We start from the raw sequence: 15,550 nt of genomic DNA on the forward strand, positions 1-15,550 counted from the left end.
TCTAGCTGGCTTGCTTTCTTGCACTCATTCGCAATTCTTCAACATGTTTAGCCACTTCGCGAACGTTTGAGATGCCGATAAAGGCGAATTTTTTGACGCTATCCCCTTCTCCCTCCCGACGGAAAGTGAGGGTTCCCGAGCGGTCCCATTTTTCCCGTACCTCCACGACGTTGATGGCCGTTGGTGCTATCGTCGTCGCTTGTCGTCTGATTAGATTTCGAACGATGAGAAGCCTGCGATCGGTGGCGGCGTAAGCGGTTCGGCCCGTAGCGATCATATCGAAAACCGCGCCCGCTATGGCCGCGACACCGGCCAGTAAAAAGACTCCGGGGAATATGATGCCCATTATTCCATCCGCCTTTTCGACGACGGCAAGCGCATTGTCAGCCGGCAGAAAGCCAACGCACCCGGAGATCACACAAATGAGGCCGATAATTAATTCAGGACACTTGGAAACGAAAGTTCCCCAGGCACCTGGCTGCCCTGTCCAAACAACAATTTCGGAGGGATGAAGCTCATTTTGAATTTCGCCTTCGACATTCCAAATCGCACGAGCCATGCGCTCCCCTACGTTCCCGCAACCGAACAAACAAAAACAGCATTATTCGTTTTCCGGGGGTAAACAAGCAAGAGATTCGGACGCTCTATTCGGTCGTCTTGTCGTCACCGGTATCCTCGACATCCTCGAGGCGGACGAACTGTGTGCCCTTGGCCTTGAGATCGACCAGCGCCTTCGCCACCCCCTCGCCGGCCGCATGGGTCGGCTGGTTGATGTGGGAGATGACGACATCGCCGTCCCTGGCGGAGGCGATGCGTTTTTCGGTGATGACAGCCCCAAGCAGCGAGCCGCCGTCGCCGTTTACCGAATAACCGGCAATGCGATAGCCCATGGCGCGGATCTCGCCGATGGCGGAAAGATCGTATTTGGCGGTCGAGCCGCGGAACCAGTGCGGCGCCGGAATGCCGGCCGTGACCATGGCGGCAGCGCCGCCTTCGACTTCCTGCCGCACCGCCTGCGGCGAGCCGGCAGAGGCGATGCCATAGACCAGCGTCGGCGTGTCGACGGCCGGAACATGGTTCTGGCCGTGGTTTTCGAGTTCGAAGAGATCGGGATTTTGCAGGAACACGGCAAGTGCTGCGGGATTGCGCTTCAGCCAGCGGGCAGTGACGAAGATCGTTGCCGGGATGCGTTCACGCACCAGCGTCGAAAGGATGCGCTCGTCCGCCTGCCCCACGCAGGCATCGAAGGTCAGCGCAATGCGGGCATGGTCTGCGATGTTGGAACGGGCGATGTGCAGATGCGGCTCGACGAGCTTTGGCGCCGGCGCCTTCGGGGCCGGGCTAACCGCAGCCGGGACCAGACCAATTGCGGTCGGCACGGCTGACGGAATTCCGTCCGCGAATGCAGCGGAGATGCTGACGACAAGGAACGCCGAAGCGAGCAGGATGCGGTTCATATAATGGGTTTCTATGGTTCGAACTGCCGATTTTAGCGGTAGCTCTCTCCTGGCGCCATGCGGCCGGATGTCACCGCAGCCGCTTGGGCGGACAGGGTCGTATCAGTCATAGAGATAATACTTGTCCCACTTCTCGCGCGGCACCTTCTCGCCGATCTCGTAATCGAGCTCGCGCACGTTGATATGCTGCGGACCGGTGATGCAATTGTAGGAGAGATGGTACCAGTCGCCCTTGCTGCGGAAGACCGCACCCGGCGCATCCAGCGAATCGTCGCCGGGGATCGGGTCCTTGAAGGTATAGGCGATCACCTTGTCGGGCTTGAAGCCGGTGCTGTCCTTGTTGATGCGGCTCATCGCCTCGGTGTCGCAGCTCTGTTCCAGGCGGGTCGAGGGATCGAGTTTTTCCAGCTGCTTCTTGATGGCGGGATCGACGGCAAAGGCGGGGGCAGCAAGGCTTGCGAGGGATACAAACAGGATCAGACGTTTCGGCATTGCGGAGAGAATCCCTTACTGTTCTGCAATTTCTACCCTACCGCCGACAGCTTGCCGGGAGCTTGGCACGTGCAAATTCACTGAGATAGCGGACTTTGTTAAATATTGTGGTGACATCAAGGCAAGGTGGGCTGGGCGTCCTCCTTGTCTGTGGAAGGTCATCCGTGTCCTTGCCGCTTGATCCGGCGGCGGCGCGCCTCTATCTCTTGCCAACCCGACATTCCCACCCGGAGCCATTCCTTGTCCGTTTTCAAGAGCCTGCCGACACCGCCTGCCGCACCGAAGAAGCCCGTCTCCGATACGCGCCACGGCATCACCCGCACGGACGACTATGCCTGGCTGCGCGCCGACAACTGGCAGGCGATGTTCAAGGATCCGTCGATCCTCGACCCTGAGATCCGCCGCCATCTCGAAGCCGAAAACACCTATATGAATGCGGCGATGGAGGATACCAAGCCGCTGCAGAAGGTGCTGTTTGCCGAGATGCGCGGCCGCATCAAGGAAGACGACAGCTCGGTGCCGATGAAGGACGGCGCCTATGCCTACGGCACCTTCTATGTCACCGGCGGCGAACAGCCGCGTTATTTCCGCATCGCCCGCGACGGCAATGTCGCCGACGAAACGATCCGCACCGTGCTGCTCGACGGCGACAAGGAGGCTGCCGGTAAGGCCTATTTCCGTCTCGCCGGCCTCGACCATACCAGCGACCACAGTCGCGGCATCTGGGGTTATGACGACAAGGGCTCGGAATTCTTCACGCTGCAGGTGCGCGACCTCCAGACCGGGCAGGATCTTGCCGACCGGATCGAGAATACCGGCGGCGGCGGCGTCTGGGCGCCCGACGGCAGGAGCTTCTTCTATTCGGCGCTCGACGAGAACCACCGGCCGTCGAAGGTGTTCCACCATATTCTCGGCCAGCCCCAGTCGGAAGACCGGCTGGTCTATGAGGAAGCGGATGCCGGCTTCTTCATGGGCGTCGGCGGCTCGCTGCTCGACGATTTCATCTATATCGACATTCACGACCACGAGACCAGCGAATACCGGCTGCTATCGACCAAGAACCTGACAGCCGAGCCGAAGCTGGTGGCGGCACGCGAGGAAGGCATCGAATATTCGATGACCGAGGGTGGCGACGTCTTCTACATCCTCACCAATGACGGCGGCGCCAAGGATTTCAAGATCATGGAAGCGCCGGTCGATAATCCGGTCAAGGAAAACTGGCGCGAAGTGGTCGCTCACAAGCCCGGCACGCTTGTTATCAGCCACATGGCCTATGCCCGCCATCTTCTGTGGCTGGAGCGCAAGGATGGGCTGCCGCAGATCATGATCCGCGATCGGGCGACCGGCGAGGAGCATGCGATCGCCTTTGCCGAGGAAGCCTATTCGCTGGGACTGCAGGGTGCGGCGGAATACGACACGGATATCATCCGCTTCTCCTATTCGTCGATGACGACGCCGTCGCAGCTCTACGACTACAACATGGTGACGCGCGAGCGCACGCTGCTGAAGACGCAGGAGGTGCCGTCCGGTCACAATCCCGACGACTACGTCACCCGCCGCGTCTTTGCCCCGGCATGGGATGGCGAGAAGGTGCCGGTCACCCTGCTCTATCGCAGGGATACCCCACTCGACGGCAGCGCGCCCTGCTTGCTCTATGGCTACGGCGCCTACGGCATCACCATTCCGGCCGGCTTCAACACCAACTGCCTGTCGCTCGCCGACCGGGGCTTCGTCTATGCCATCGCCCATATCCGTGGCGGCAAGGACAAGGGATTTTCCTGGTACGAAGACGGCAAGATGGACAAGAAGACGAATACCTTCAAGGACTTCGTCGCCGCGGCCGATTATCTGAATCAACAGAAGTTCACATCTTACGCGAAGATCATCGCCGAGGGCGGATCGGCCGGCGGCATGCTGATGGGTGCGGTTGCCAACATGGCGCCGGAGAAGTTCGCCGGTCTCATCGCCGCCGTTCCTTTCGTCGACGTGCTCAACACCATGCTCGACGACACTTTGCCGCTCACCCCGCCGGAATGGCCGGAATGGGGCAACCCGATCGACAGCAGGGAAGAATACGAGCAGATCGCATCCTACTCGCCCTATGACAATGTCGGTGCAGAAGCCTATCCGCCGATCCTGGCGCTCGGCGGCCTGACGGACCCTCGCGTCACCTATTGGGAGCCGGCCAAATGGGTGGCGAAGCTGCGCGACAAGACGACGGGCGACGCGCCGATCCTGCTCAAGACCAATATGGATGCCGGCCACGGCGGCGCCTCGGGCCGCTTCCAGCGGCTGGAAGAGATCGCGTTTGAATATGCGTTTGCGATCAAGGTGGCTGGGAAGATGTGAAGGGTTGGGGCATGCCGTGTGGCACCCCCCTCTGCCCTGCCGGGCATCTCCCCCACAGGTGGGGAGATCACAAGTGGCTTGAACTTCCTGCCCATCTATTGTTTCGCAGTGCTGGATGCTGATTGTTTGGGGAAGCCGATGCGCCCAGCCAATCTCCCCACCTGTGGGGGAGATGCCCGGCAGGGCAGAGGGGGGCGGGCTCGGCACACACGCCTAGGGAGACACCGAAATGCCCGTCTATATTGCGCTCCTCCGCGCCGTAAACGTCGGCGGCACCGGCTCTTTGCCGATGGCCGAGTTGAAGGCGATCTGCGAAGGCCTGGGCTTTTCCGACGTCAAGACCTACATCCAGAGCGGCAACGTGCTTTTCCGTTCGGATGAAGCGGAAAAGACCGTGGAGGAGCGGCTCGACGAGGCGCTCGGCAGGACGATGGGCAAGCGGCCAGGCGTGATGGTGCGCACCCGCAAAGAACTCGACGGGATCGTTGCCGACGTACCCTTTCCCGATGCTAAGCCGAACTTCCTGCTCGTCTATTTCCTGCCTGAAAAGGCGCCCGGCGATGCACTGGAGACGATGGTGGCGCCCGGCGGCGAGGAGGCGAAGCTCGCCGGCCGCGAAATCTATGTGCATTATCCCAATGGTTCCGGCGGCTCGAAGCTGAAGCTGTCGGCGTTGAAGCCTGGAACGTCGCGCAACCTCAACACCGTGCGCAAGCTCGCGGACATGGCGGCGGCGATGGAAGACGGGGACTGAGGGCAAGTCGTGGGACCATGACGTCGTATAGAATTTGATTCAAGCGACGTGCTTCATCTCCTTGTTTTCATGCATATCCTCGCCGCACGACCGCTGCGCATCCGTGGTCGTATTCATCAGGTCGCCAGCATCTCTCCGGGCTGCCGGGAAAGGCGGCGTCAGCCTTTGGCGACGGCGCCTTTCGTCTGTTTGGCCTTGTAGCCGGTGATCTCCTCGCCTGCGGTCGGCGAAAAGCGCAGGTTCCAGAAGGTGGCGGTGATCGAGATGATCGTGACGACGACGAAGGCCGCCGAGAAATCGCCGAGGGCCGGCGTCTCAGTGCCTGACAGGGCCATGGAGCCGTGCAGCGCCAAGGCGCCGATGCAGATGCCGAGTGACAGCATGAGCTGCTGGAAGGTGGTGTAGAAGCTGGTGGCCGAGCTCATCCGCTCCCTGCTGATCTCGTCATAGGCAATGGTGTTATAGGCCGTGAACTGGAACGATAGGAAGAAGGCGCTGAGCACCAGGACGATAAAGACCAGCGGCATCGGCCAGTCCGGCCGGAAGGCGGCACAGAAGCCATAGCCGATCGTGCCGAGGATGCCGTTGAGGACGAGACTTCTGCGGAAGCCCAGCCGGCGAAAGACGAACTTCGCCATCGGCTTCATGGCGAGAGCGCCAAGCGCGGTCGCGATGATGATCTGGCCGGCCGCAGCGGCAGACAGGCCGAAGCCGATCTGGAAGAGCAGCGGCAGCAGGAAGGGCTGCGCGCCTTGCGTGATGCGGGTCAGCGAACCGGCGATAACAGACGTGCCGAAGCTCGGCACCTTCATCAGCGAGAAATCCATGATCGGCGACGGATGCTTGCGGGCATGTCTGAGATAGGCGATGCCGAAGAGCAGGCCGATGGCGATCAGAAAGATCGAGAACGCACCCTCGCCTTCATGGCTCGACATTTCGAAGCCGAAGAGCAGCGAACCGAGTGAGATGCCCGAGAGGACGAAGCCGATCGTATCGAACGGACCGCTTGCCTTGCCCTTTATCTCGTCGATGTAGGTCGAGACGAGGATCACGCCGATGATGCCGATCGGCACGTTGATATAAAAGATCCAGCGCCAGTCGAGATAGGTGACGATGAAGCCGCCGAGCGGCGGGCCGACGATCGGGCCGATCAGCGCCGGCACGAGCAGCCAGGACATGGCGCTGACCATATCCTTGCGGTCGACGCTGCGCATCAGCACCAGGCGCCCGACCGGCATCATCATCGCACCGCCGATGCCCTGAAGCAGCCGCGCCAGCACCAGGAAGGACAGCGTCGGCGCCAGCGCGCAGAGGATGGAGCCGACGACGAAGACCGCGATGGCCGAGCGGAAAACGGTGCGGGAGCCGAAACTGTCGGCCATCCGGCCGCTTGCGGGAATGAAGATCGCAAGGCTCAGGAGATAGGAGGTCAGGGCGATCGACATCGCCGGGGCGCCGACGCCGAAATCGTGCGCCATGGTGGGCAGCGCGGTCGCGAGCACGGTCGCATCGATGTTTTCCATCAGCATCGCACTGGCGACAATCATCGCGATCACCCGGAAATTGGGCGTGGCGCGCCGAACCATCGGCGCCTGGTAAATCTGATCCGACATCGTCCGGGATCACTCGCGGTGGCGCGGCGGAGCACACAAGGCAGCAAGGCCGCGGGGGATGACATGGCGCGAAGCCAAGGGGAGACGATTTGCTATACGCCCGCGATCATGGCGGCGCTATGTCCTTTATGGCAAAGCTGCTTTGACGAGAGGTAAAGGCAGGTCACGATTCCTTGCATCGGCTCGACCTTCGTGAAGGTCCGGCTTGCGCCGCGGGCACCCCGGCCCTACCTATGAACCATGACCTCCGCCCTGCAGAAAAACCGGCCCGGCGCGGCCTTTCCGTTCGACAACAGCTATGTCGGCTTGCCCCAGCGCTTCTTTGCGGCGCAAGCGCCGACCGCGGTGGCGGAACCCCGGCTGATCAAGCTCAACGAGCCGCTCGCCGCCGAACTCGGGCTCGACGTCGAGGCCTTGCGCCGCGACGGCGCTGCGATCTTTTCCGGCAATCTTCTTCCCGAAGGGGCCGAACCGCTGGCGATGGCCTATGCCGGGCATCAGTTCGGCGGCTTCTCGCCGCAGCTCGGCGACGGGCGGGCGATCCTGCTCGGCGAAGTGGTCGACCGCAGCGGCAAGCGCTACGATATTCAGCTGAAGGGCGCCGGACCAACACCGTTTTCGCGCCGCGGCGACGGGCGGGCGGCAGTCGGGCCGGTCTTGCGCGAATATATCATCAGCGAGGCGATGTTTGCGCTCGGCATTCCGGCCACACGGGCGCTGGCGGCGGTGACGACAGGCGAGCCGGTCTATCGCGAAGAGGTGCTGCCTGGCGCGGTCTTCACCCGCGTCGCGGCCAGCCATATCCGCGTCGGCACCTTCCAGTACTTCGCGGCCAGGGGCGACACCGACGGCGTGCGGGCTCTGGCCGATTATGTGATCGACCGACATTATCCCGCGCTGAAAGAGGCCGAGAACCCCTATCTCGCGTTGTTCGAAGCGGTCGCAGACCGCCAGGCGGCGCTGATTGCCTGCTGGCTGCATATCGGCTTTATCCATGGCGTGATGAACACGGATAATATGACCGTCTCCGGCGAGACGATCGATTTCGGCCCCTGCGCCTTCATGGATACCTATGATCCCGCCACCGTCTTTTCGTCGATCGACCAGCATGGGCGTTACGCCTATGCCAACCAGCCCGGCATCGGCCAATGGAACCTCGCAAGGCTCGGCGAAACGCTGCTGCCGCTGATCGACGCCGAGCCCGACAGCGCGGTCGACAAGGCAAATGTCGTGATAAAGAGTTACGGTGAACGCTTCCAGGCGCATTGGCTGGCCGGCATGCGCCAAAAGATCGGACTCTCCGGCGAAGAGGACGGCGACCTCGACCTGGTGCAGGCGCTGCTGTCGCTGATGCAGGCGCAGGGTGCCGATTTCACCCTCACCTTCCGGCGGCTGTCCGATCTTGTCGGCGATGACGCCGCAGAGCCTGAATTTGCGGCGAGTTTCCGCGAGCCGGATGCCTGCGGCGCGTGGCTCACGCAGTGGCGCGAGAGACTGTCCCGCGATCCGCAGACGGCCACGGAGCGCTTGACTGCCATGCGCAGCGTCAATCCGGCCTTCATTCCGCGCAACCACCGGGTCGAACAGGCGATCAAGGCTGCCGTCGAACACGGCGATTTCTCGCTATTCGAGGCGCTGCTGACCGTGCTTTCAAAACCCTATGAGGACCAGCCAGGCTTTGCCGCCTATCGGGAACCGCCGAAGCCCGACGAACGGGTGCTTGCGACCTTCTGCGGAACCTGACGGGCGCTCTCGCCCGTTTTGGTGCAGCAGTTATGCCATAGCGATCCGCTTCCATCCGGCCCGACGCCCCGTTCGGTGCATCGGCACCCTGCGGCAATTGTGGCCGTTGAAAGGCATCTCCTTCGCGCTATCTGGCTGATCGGCGGGACTTTTCCGCCGATCCTTCACCCCGGCTAACCTCAGCGGGAGACAGCCATATGGCGATCGCCATCACCTCCATCTTCTTCATCATCATCGGGCTGGCACTCGGCGGCGGCGGCCTGTGGCTCGTCACGCTCGGCGGCAGCGTCTTCTATTTGTTCGCCGGGCTGATGTTCCTAATTACCGCCGGGCTGCTGTTGATGCGCAAGGCGGTGGCGCTCTGGGTCTATGCGGTACTCGTCGTCGCAGCACTCGCCTGGGCGATCTGGGAGGTTGGCTTCGACTGGTGGCAGCTGGGTCCGCGCGGCGGCATGATCATCCTGCTCGGGCTCTGGTTGCTGACGCCATGGATCCGCCGGCCACTCGGCCTGCGCAGTCCGACGGGCATCACCTATGCCGCGAACCCCTGGCCGCTCGCCGTGCCTGTCATCCTCGCCATCCTCGTCGCCCTTTATTCGATGACGACTGACCCGCATGATCTTGCCGGCGAGCTGCCCAAGGATACGGTTGCCGCCAATCTCGCCTTCGGCGGCAGCGTGCCGGATGGCGAATGGCATCAATATGGCCGCACGGCCTTCGGCCAGCGCTACTCGCCGCTCGACCAGATCACCGCCGAGAACGTCTCCACCCTCAAGGAAGCGTGGCGATACCAGACCGGCGACGTCAAGCGGCCGGACGATGTCGGCGAGACGACCTATCAGGTGACGCCGCTCAAGGTGAAGGACACGCTCTATCTCTGCACGCCGCATAACTGGGCGATCGCGCTCGACGCCAAGACCGGCAAGGAGAAATGGAAATACGATGCCAACTCCGGCATGAATCCCGACCGGCAGCATCAGACCTGCCGCGGCGTCACCTATTATGCCGATCCAACCGTGGCGGCCGGCCAGCCCTGCGCCGAGCGCGTCTACCTGCCGACCTCCGATGCCCGGCTGATCGCGCTCGATGCGGCGAACGGGAAGGTCTGCACCAGCTTTGCCGACCAGGGCGTGCTGCATTTGGAAACCGGCATGCGCTACAACCCGGCCGGCTATTATTATTCCACCTCGCCGCCGGTCGCGGTGGCGGGCAAGATCATCGTCGGCGGGGCGGTGAACGACAATTATTCGACCGAGGAACAATCCGGCGTCATCCGCGCCTTCGACATCAACACCGGCGCGCTGGTCTGGAACTGGGATTCCGGCAATCCCGATGTGACGACGCCGATCACCGGGGACCAGACCTACACGACCAACTCGCCGAACAGCTGGTCGGTCTTCAGCGTCGACGAGGCGCTCGGCATGGTCTACATCCCGCTCGGGAACCAGGTGCCCGACCAGATCGGCATCAACCGCAGCGACAATGTCGAGAAATTCTCGTCGTCGATCGTCGCGCTCGATATCGCCACAGGCCAGCTGCGCTGGGTGCGCCAGACGGTGCACCACGATCTCTGGGACATGGACGTGCCGGCGCAGCCGGCGCTGATCGACCTGACGAAGCAGGACGGCACCGTGATTCCTGCCTTGGTCGGCCCGACGAAGCAGGGCGATATCTATGTGCTCGACCGGCGCAGCGGCGAGCCGATCATCCCAGTCAAGGAAATCCCGGCGCCTGACGGAGCAGTCTCCGGCGATCATACCTCGCCAACGCAGCCGATCTCGGACCTTACCTTCTCGCCCGAACCGCTCCAAGAAAAGGACATGTGGGGCGTGTCGCTGTTCGACCAGATGGCCTGCCGCATCGACTTCCACCGTTACAACTATGAGGGCCGCTACACGCCGCCTTCGCTTAAAGGGACGATCGTCTATCCCGGCAATTTCGGCACCTTCAACTGGGGCTCGGTGGCGGTGGACCCGGAGCGGCAGATCATGTTCGGCATGCCGACCTATCTCGCCTTCACCTCGCGACTGGTGCCGGCCGCCGATATTCCGCCGAGAGGCCAGGACGAGAAGGGCAGCGAACAGGGGCTCAACCGCAATGACGGTGCGCCCTACGGCGTCTTCATGGGTCCCTTCCTCGGACTGCTCAAGATCCCCTGCCAGGCGCCGCCATGGGGTTATGTCGCCGGCGTCGACCTGCGCACCGGTAAGATCGCCTATATGCACAAGAACGGCACCGTGCGCGACATGACGCCATTGCCCCTGCCCTTCAAGGTGGGCGTGCCTGGCATCGGCGGACCGATGCTGACCAAGGGTGGCGTCGCCTTCCTGGGGGCTGCGGTCGACAACTACCTGCGCGCCTATGACGTGACGAATGGCCGGGAGCTCTGGCAGGGACGGCTTCCCGCCGGCGGCCAGGCGACGCCGATGACCTATACCACTGATGACAACAAGCAATATGTCGTCATGGTCGCCGGCGGCCACGGCTCGGTCGGCACCAAGGCCGGCGATTATGTGATCGCCTATACGTTGCCGTGACGCGAAGCTTCTCGCAAGCTCTGCGCAGGATTGCCGCGCCATTCTCTCCCTGTTTTTCGGGGTGAGTTTTTATGGAAATTTCCAGTAATATTCGCAATTATTACGGCATCGGCAGTCTTTTCGATCGGTCGGCCAAATCCAAGAATCAGCAGACGACGGACTTCGACAGCACTGCGCCCAATACCGCGCCCGGTCTCCAGACCAGCAGCACGCCGCCGTCGATCGCCAATACCATGTGGGCTCTTCAAAGCAGCGAAGGCCCCTATATCAACCCGCCTTCCGAGGAAGAAGTGGCGGCAAGGACGGCGCATGATTCCGTGGTCGACGAATTCTCCAAATGGGGCAACATGACGCCGGCGGAATATATCCGGGCTCGCTATCTCGAGCAGCACGATCTGTCCGAAGCCGATCTGGCCGCCATGCCGGCGGACCAGCGCGCCGCGATCGAGAAGGAAATCGCTGACCAAATCAAGCGCGAGATGGCCGGCATCGAGGATGACGGCACCGATACGGCGGACGACGTTCCGGCTGCTTGAGCGGGAGCATTTCGAATTGCCCGCGTTTGAGAAAGACCCCTCCCCAACCCCTCCCCACAAGGGGGAGGGACTGCCGTGTAGCGCCCGTTGCATTTCGTTCCTGACGATGCAACGTGTGGTAGCGTATTTTGGTGGCAGGATCTCGCCTCAGGTTAGTCCCTCCCCCTTGTGGGGAGGGGTTGGGGAGGGGTTTTCCGACGCGAACCGGACAACTGTCGATCACGCCGTTCGCCATTTCCTGATTCACACCATCTCGACGATCATCCGACCGACCTCCGCAAAGAGCGGGTTGAGTTCCTTCACCGGCACAGTCGCCTCGCTGATATAGACGGCGGCGACGATCGGGCCGCGATCCGGCGGCCAGATCACCGCGATATCGCCGAGAGAGCCATTCGGTCCGGTTCCGGTCTTGTCGCCGACCTTCCAATCCGCCGGCAGGCCGGCCCTGAGTCGCTCCTTGCCTGTCGTGCTCGCTACCAGCCAAGCGATCAGCCTGTCTGAGGAGGCCTCGGTCAGGACCGAGCCGAGCGTCAGGTTGCCGAGCGTGTCGAGCATCGCATCGGGGGTCGTCGTGTCGCGCGGATCACCCTTCCTGCCCTCGTTCAACGTCGGCTCGTTGCGGTCGAGACGCGTCGTACCATCACCGATCGAGCGCAGCCAATCGGTCAGCCCCGCCGGACCGCCGAAACTTTCGAGCAGCAGATTACCGGCCGTATTGTCGCTGACGGTTACCGCCGCCTCGCAGAGTTCGGCAAGGGTCATGCCATCGGTTCCGGCGTGTTTTTCGCTGATCGGCGAATAGTCGACGAGCTTGTCCTTGCCGTAGCTCACGCGCCGGTCGAGGTTCTCCTCGCCCTTGTCAGTCCGGGCAAGCACGAAAGCGGCCGCCAGCGCCTTGAAGGTGCTGCACATCGGAAAGGCCTCGCTGCCGCGATAGCCGAAGGAGATGCTCGTCTCGGTGTCGAGCACCGAGACCCCGAGGCGACCGCCGGTGCGTTTTTCCAAAGCGGCAAGGCGATGTTCAATATTGTCTTCGCCCTCGCCCGCACTCTCTTTGGCACTCTCCTTGGGCCCCTCCTCGGCATTGGCGGGAAGCGCCAGCGCGGCCAAGCCCATTGAAGCCAGACACAATGCCGAGCCCATCAGCATGCGGCGAGTCAAACTGAGATCCATGAAATCCTCCGGCGAATCAGGAGGACAGAGCTAAGCAGCGATTGCGGCGACTTGTCGTCCGCGCGCCTCGATCATGCGGCACGCGTGACCTCGACCGTCACGTGCGACAATTCCTCCAGCGCCGAGAGCCTGCCCTTGTAGAAAGCCGGATCGCGGGGCTGCGAGGTGAGGACGGCGACGATTGCGGCATGATGGCCAGGGCCGACCTGCCAGACATGCAGATCGGTGATCCGGTCGTCCTCCGTCTCGATGGCGCCACGGATCTCGGCCGGCAGCGTCTCGCCTTCGGAAATGACATCGAGCAGGACGCCGCCGGAAGATTTCATCAGGCTCCAGGACCAATTGGCGATCACCAACCCGCCGACGAAGCCCATCAGGGGATCGAGCCAGAGCCAGCCGTAAAGACTGCCGAGCGTCAGCGCCGCGATGGCGAGCACCGAGGTCAGGGCATCGGCGATGACATGCAGATAAGCAGCGCGGATATTGTTGTCGCTGGTCTTTGCGTGGTGGCCATGTCCGTGATGCGCATGATCGCCATGCGCGACGTGGCCTTCACCGGCCAGCAGCCAGGCGCTCACCAGATTGACCGCAAGGCCGACGACCGCGACGGCGATCGCCTGGGCAAAACCGATCGGCACGGGATTGGAAAGGCGCAGCAGGCTTTCCCAGGCCATCAGCAGGGCGATCAGCGCAAGGATGATGGCGCTGGCGAAGCCGGCGAGATCGCCGAGCTTGCCTGTACCGAAGGTGAAACGCGGATTGCGCGCCTGCCGGCGGGCAAAGAGATAGGCGAGCGCTGAAATCAGCAGAGCGCTGGCATGGGTCGACATGTGCCAGCCATCGGCGACCAGCGCCATGGAGCCGTAGACGGTGCCGGCGGCGATTTCCGCCACCATCATCACCGCTGTCAGCGCGATCACCAGCCAGATGCGCCGCTCGTTGCGCCTATGATCGGCGCCGAGGAAGACATGATCATGTTCCAGGGCATCAATTCCAGCCTTCTCGATTCCGGCACTCATGACAGGCTCCTTCGCCACCGCTATACGCAATTCTCGGCAAAATCGCTTCACACTTTTCCTGGAATTGCTCTAGCGCATATAGGTTCTCAACACTTCCGATATTTCCTCAACCGCCTCCGCCCTCGCCGCATCGTCGGCGGCATTCAGCACATGCTCACGCAGATGGTCGTCGAGAACCTCGCCGGTCAGCCCGGTCAGCGCGCCGCGGACGGAGGCGAGCAGTTGCAGGATCTCGCCGCAGGGGCGCTCGGCCTCGAGCGCGCGCTCGACCGCCTCCATCTGCCCCTTCAGGCGGCTGATGCGGGCGACGAGCTTCTTTTTCTGCAGGGTGGTGTGGGACATGATGGACCTGCATATAGCATAGGGGGGTATAGTATCAAGAGTGAAGCCCGAGCTCAACGCCTGTGATGGGCTTGATCCGCCATTGACAAAGCCCGCGTTTCCGACGATCTATCATCCATGATCAAGAACGCGCACCAGAGCCGCTCGTATTTTTGGCTGTACCTGTAAAGGGCGGCCGGACAAGATCATATTGTCAACAAGCCGCCGTCAGGCGGCTTTGTTGTACCAGCAGCGTCCTGACGGCAGACTATCAAAGGACGCGAAGACCATGACCGAAATCGAAGACAGCGAAATTTCACTGATGCGCCCATCGGTGGTAACCATCCGCGCAGCCAAGCCGCGCGACCTGCCCGAACTCGGCGAGATGATCGCCCTGCTTGCCGCCCATCACGGCGATGCTGCTGCGACAACGGCAGAGCAGCTGGAGCGCGACCTCTTCGGGCCTTTGCCCTGGATCAATGCGCTCGTCGCCGAGACCGACGAAGGGCTGATCGGCTACGCCATTCTCGTGCCGCTCTACAGGGCGCAGGAAGGCAAGCGCGGCATGGACCTGCACCATCTCTTCGTGCGTGACGGCCATCGCGGCCACGGCACCGGCCAGCTGCTCGTCGACCGGGCGCGCGAGACCGCCCGCAATGCCGGCTGCGGCTACCTCTCCGTCAGCGCCGCGACCGGAAACCTGCTGGCGCACCGCTTCTACGAACAGCTGGATTTCACCCCGCGTCCGGTGACCGGCATGCGCTACATGCAGTCGATCGCCTAAAGCGCGCCGCGATCTTTCAGAATCGCTTGATCGGCGCTTTAAGTCTTTATTTTTGTTAGGAGCTTTCATGCCTGATTTCAAACTTCATTGCTTCGCTCTTTCCGGGAACTGTTACAAGGTCGCACTCTTCTTTGCGCTTTCCGGCATCAAGTGGGAAAGCATTTTCGTTGATTATCTGGGCGGCGAAACGCGTACTGAAGAATGGCGAAAAACCATCAACGAACAGGGCGAGGCGCCTGTGCTCGAACATGGGCAAACCAAGATCAGCCAATCGGGGATTATCCTGGACTACTTGTCAGAGGTGACAGGCCATTTCGGGGCGCAGACGGCCGAAGAACGGCGCGACGTCATGCGCTGGATCCTTTTCGACAATCACAAGTTCACGAGCTATTATGCGACGCTGCGGTTCATCTATGGCCTCCAGAAGAGCGGCGAGACGCCAGTCGTCGAGTTTTTAAGACTGAGGGCCAAAGCTGCCTATGCAATTGTTGACGAACACCTCGCCGATCGGGCCTTCATGATTGGCGACCGGGTGACGATCGCAGACCTCTCTCTGGCGGGCTACGTCTTCATGCCGGAGGAAACCGGGATCGATCACAGCGCCTTTCCGGCAATCGCAGCCTGGAAAGATCGTATCAGCAACATGCCCGGCTGGCGCCACCCCTATGACCTGATGCCGGGTCCCACCTCCCTATAAACAGGCGTGGGACCTTGCGAAGGTGCCAAGCAATCAAGTGACCGTGCAGGAACCCTCGCGCGACTGGCATCGTTA

General features: G+C 62.1%; 14 protein-coding genes. 7 read left to right on the forward strand and 7 right to left on the reverse strand.

Translation table 11 applies throughout. From position 1 onward, the window contains the following. Position 1: 1 nt before the first annotated feature. From ACS4RR_RS19095 to ACS4RR_RS19105, 3 genes are all read right to left on the reverse strand, one after another. Positions 2–559 carry a PH domain-containing protein gene (locus ACS4RR_RS19095; RefSeq protein ID WP_260298420.1) on the reverse strand — a complete coding sequence of 186 codons (558 nt, stop codon included), beginning with the start codon at positions 557–559 and terminating at the stop codon, positions 2–4. Between the two features lie 85 nt (positions 560–644). Then, positions 645–1,457, reverse strand: a complete 813-nt coding sequence (locus ACS4RR_RS19100) for a polysaccharide deacetylase family protein (RefSeq protein ID WP_260298418.1) — start codon at positions 1,455–1,457, stop codon at positions 645–647. A 102-nt stretch (positions 1,458–1,559) separates the two neighbouring features. After that, a complete protein-coding gene (locus ACS4RR_RS19105; protein ID WP_222386191.1) occupies positions 1,560–1,949 on the reverse strand; it encodes a DUF930 domain-containing protein in 390 nt (129 codons plus the stop codon). Positions 1,950–2,189: 240 nt separating this feature from the next. Between ACS4RR_RS19105 and ACS4RR_RS19110 the strand changes: the two genes are divergently transcribed. Both ACS4RR_RS19110 and ACS4RR_RS19115 read left to right on the forward strand, forming a co-directional pair. Beyond that, positions 2,190–4,298, forward strand: coding sequence for a S9 family peptidase (locus tag ACS4RR_RS19110; RefSeq protein ID WP_260298416.1), 2,109 nt, complete (start codon positions 2,190–2,192; stop codon positions 4,296–4,298). Positions 4,299–4,527: 229 nt separating this feature from the next. Then, positions 4,528–5,052, forward strand: coding sequence for a DUF1697 domain-containing protein (locus ACS4RR_RS19115; protein WP_162118098.1), 525 nt, complete (start codon positions 4,528–4,530; stop codon positions 5,050–5,052). 158 nt (positions 5,053–5,210) lie between these two features. On the opposite strand, the gene ACS4RR_RS19120 is transcribed toward ACS4RR_RS19115, so the two are convergent. Next, positions 5,211–6,665 (reverse strand): MFS transporter, encoded by a 1,455-nt coding sequence (locus ACS4RR_RS19120; protein WP_170280384.1) that lies wholly within the window; start codon positions 6,663–6,665, stop codon positions 5,211–5,213. 240 nt (positions 6,666–6,905) lie between these two features. On the opposite strand from ACS4RR_RS19120, the gene ACS4RR_RS19125 reads away from it, so the two are divergent. The 3 genes from ACS4RR_RS19125 to ACS4RR_RS19135 all read left to right on the forward strand — a co-directional run bounded on the left by ACS4RR_RS19125 (position 6,906) and on the right by ACS4RR_RS19135 (position 11,481). Continuing rightward, the gene (locus ACS4RR_RS19125) at positions 6,906–8,408 is read left to right on the forward strand and encodes a protein adenylyltransferase SelO (protein ID WP_456189137.1); all 1,503 of its coding nucleotides are present in this window, start codon (positions 6,906–6,908) and stop codon (positions 8,406–8,408) included. Between the two features lie 197 nt (positions 8,409–8,605). Next, on the forward strand, positions 8,606–10,945 hold the full coding sequence (locus ACS4RR_RS19130; RefSeq protein ID WP_260110469.1) for a glucose/quinate/shikimate family membrane-bound PQQ-dependent dehydrogenase: 2,340 nt from the start codon (positions 8,606–8,608) through the stop codon (positions 10,943–10,945). Positions 10,946–11,016: 71 nt separating this feature from the next. After that, positions 11,017–11,481, forward strand: a complete 465-nt coding sequence (locus ACS4RR_RS19135) for a hypothetical protein (RefSeq protein ID WP_260110468.1) — start codon at positions 11,017–11,019, stop codon at positions 11,479–11,481. A 243-nt stretch (positions 11,482–11,724) separates the two neighbouring features. On the opposite strand, the gene bla is transcribed toward ACS4RR_RS19135, so the two are convergent. The 3 genes from bla to dmeR form a co-directional block, all read right to left on the reverse strand. Beyond that, complete coding sequence (bla, locus tag ACS4RR_RS19140; RefSeq protein WP_260110467.1) at positions 11,725–12,654, reverse strand: class A beta-lactamase; 930 nt, start codon at positions 12,652–12,654, stop codon at positions 11,725–11,727. A 71-nt stretch (positions 12,655–12,725) separates the two neighbouring features. After that, the gene (dmeF, locus tag ACS4RR_RS19145) at positions 12,726–13,673 is read right to left on the reverse strand and encodes a CDF family Co(II)/Ni(II) efflux transporter DmeF (RefSeq protein WP_170258865.1); all 948 of its coding nucleotides are present in this window, start codon (positions 13,671–13,673) and stop codon (positions 12,726–12,728) included. A gap of 69 nt (positions 13,674–13,742) precedes the next feature. Next, the gene (dmeR, locus tag ACS4RR_RS19150) at positions 13,743–14,015 is read right to left on the reverse strand and encodes a Ni(II)/Co(II)-sensing transcriptional repressor DmeR (protein WP_018446272.1); all 273 of its coding nucleotides are present in this window, start codon (positions 14,013–14,015) and stop codon (positions 13,743–13,745) included. A 268-nt stretch (positions 14,016–14,283) separates the two neighbouring features. On the opposite strand from dmeR, the gene ACS4RR_RS19155 reads away from it, so the two are divergent. Beyond that, on the forward strand, positions 14,284–14,778 hold the full coding sequence (locus ACS4RR_RS19155; RefSeq protein WP_260298408.1) for a GNAT family N-acetyltransferase: 495 nt from the start codon (positions 14,284–14,286) through the stop codon (positions 14,776–14,778). Positions 14,779–14,845: 67 nt separating this feature from the next. Continuing rightward, on the forward strand, positions 14,846–15,475 hold the full coding sequence (locus ACS4RR_RS19160; RefSeq protein ID WP_260298407.1) for a glutathione S-transferase family protein: 630 nt from the start codon (positions 14,846–14,848) through the stop codon (positions 15,473–15,475). The last annotated feature ends 75 nt before the right edge of the window (positions 15,476–15,550 follow it).

This window comes from Rhizobium zaerense (assembly GCF_051810725.1).
GTDB classification, from domain to species: Bacteria; Pseudomonadota; Alphaproteobacteria; order Rhizobiales; family Rhizobiaceae; genus Rhizobium; species Rhizobium leguminosarum_I.

What these genes read in the sequence shown, in the direction of transcription:
- ACS4RR_RS19105 (WP_222386191.1), bottom strand. Translation starts at nt 1,949, where the DNA reads ATGCCGAAACGTCTGATCCTGTTTGTATCCCTCGCAAGCCTTGCTGCC.
- ACS4RR_RS19125 (WP_456189137.1), top strand. Translation starts at nt 6,906, where the DNA reads ATGACCTCCGCCCTGCAGAAAAACCGGCCCGGCGCGGCCTTTCCGTTC.
- bla (WP_260110467.1), bottom strand. Translation starts at nt 12,654, where the DNA reads ATGGATCTCAGTTTGACTCGCCGCATGCTGATGGGCTCGGCATTGTGT.
- ACS4RR_RS19155 (WP_260298408.1), top strand. Translation starts at nt 14,284, where the DNA reads ATGACCGAAATCGAAGACAGCGAAATTTCACTGATGCGCCCATCGGTG.
- ACS4RR_RS19100 (WP_260298418.1), bottom strand. Translation starts at nt 1,457, where the DNA reads ATGAACCGCATCCTGCTCGCTTCGGCGTTCCTTGTCGTCAGCATCTCC.
- ACS4RR_RS19115 (WP_162118098.1), top strand. Translation starts at nt 4,528, where the DNA reads ATGCCCGTCTATATTGCGCTCCTCCGCGCCGTAAACGTCGGCGGCACC.
- ACS4RR_RS19120 (WP_170280384.1), bottom strand. Translation starts at nt 6,665, where the DNA reads ATGTCGGATCAGATTTACCAGGCGCCGATGGTTCGGCGCGCCACGCCC.
- ACS4RR_RS19135 (WP_260110468.1), top strand. Translation starts at nt 11,017, where the DNA reads ATGGAAATTTCCAGTAATATTCGCAATTATTACGGCATCGGCAGTCTT.
- dmeF (WP_170258865.1), bottom strand. Translation starts at nt 13,673, where the DNA reads ATGAGTGCCGGAATCGAGAAGGCTGGAATTGATGCCCTGGAACATGAT.
- ACS4RR_RS19095 (WP_260298420.1), bottom strand. Translation starts at nt 559, where the DNA reads ATGGCTCGTGCGATTTGGAATGTCGAAGGCGAAATTCAAAATGAGCTT.
- dmeR (WP_018446272.1), bottom strand. Translation starts at nt 14,015, where the DNA reads ATGTCCCACACCACCCTGCAGAAAAAGAAGCTCGTCGCCCGCATCAGC.
- ACS4RR_RS19160 (WP_260298407.1), top strand. Translation starts at nt 14,846, where the DNA reads ATGCCTGATTTCAAACTTCATTGCTTCGCTCTTTCCGGGAACTGTTAC.
- ACS4RR_RS19130 (WP_260110469.1), top strand. Translation starts at nt 8,606, where the DNA reads ATGGCGATCGCCATCACCTCCATCTTCTTCATCATCATCGGGCTGGCA.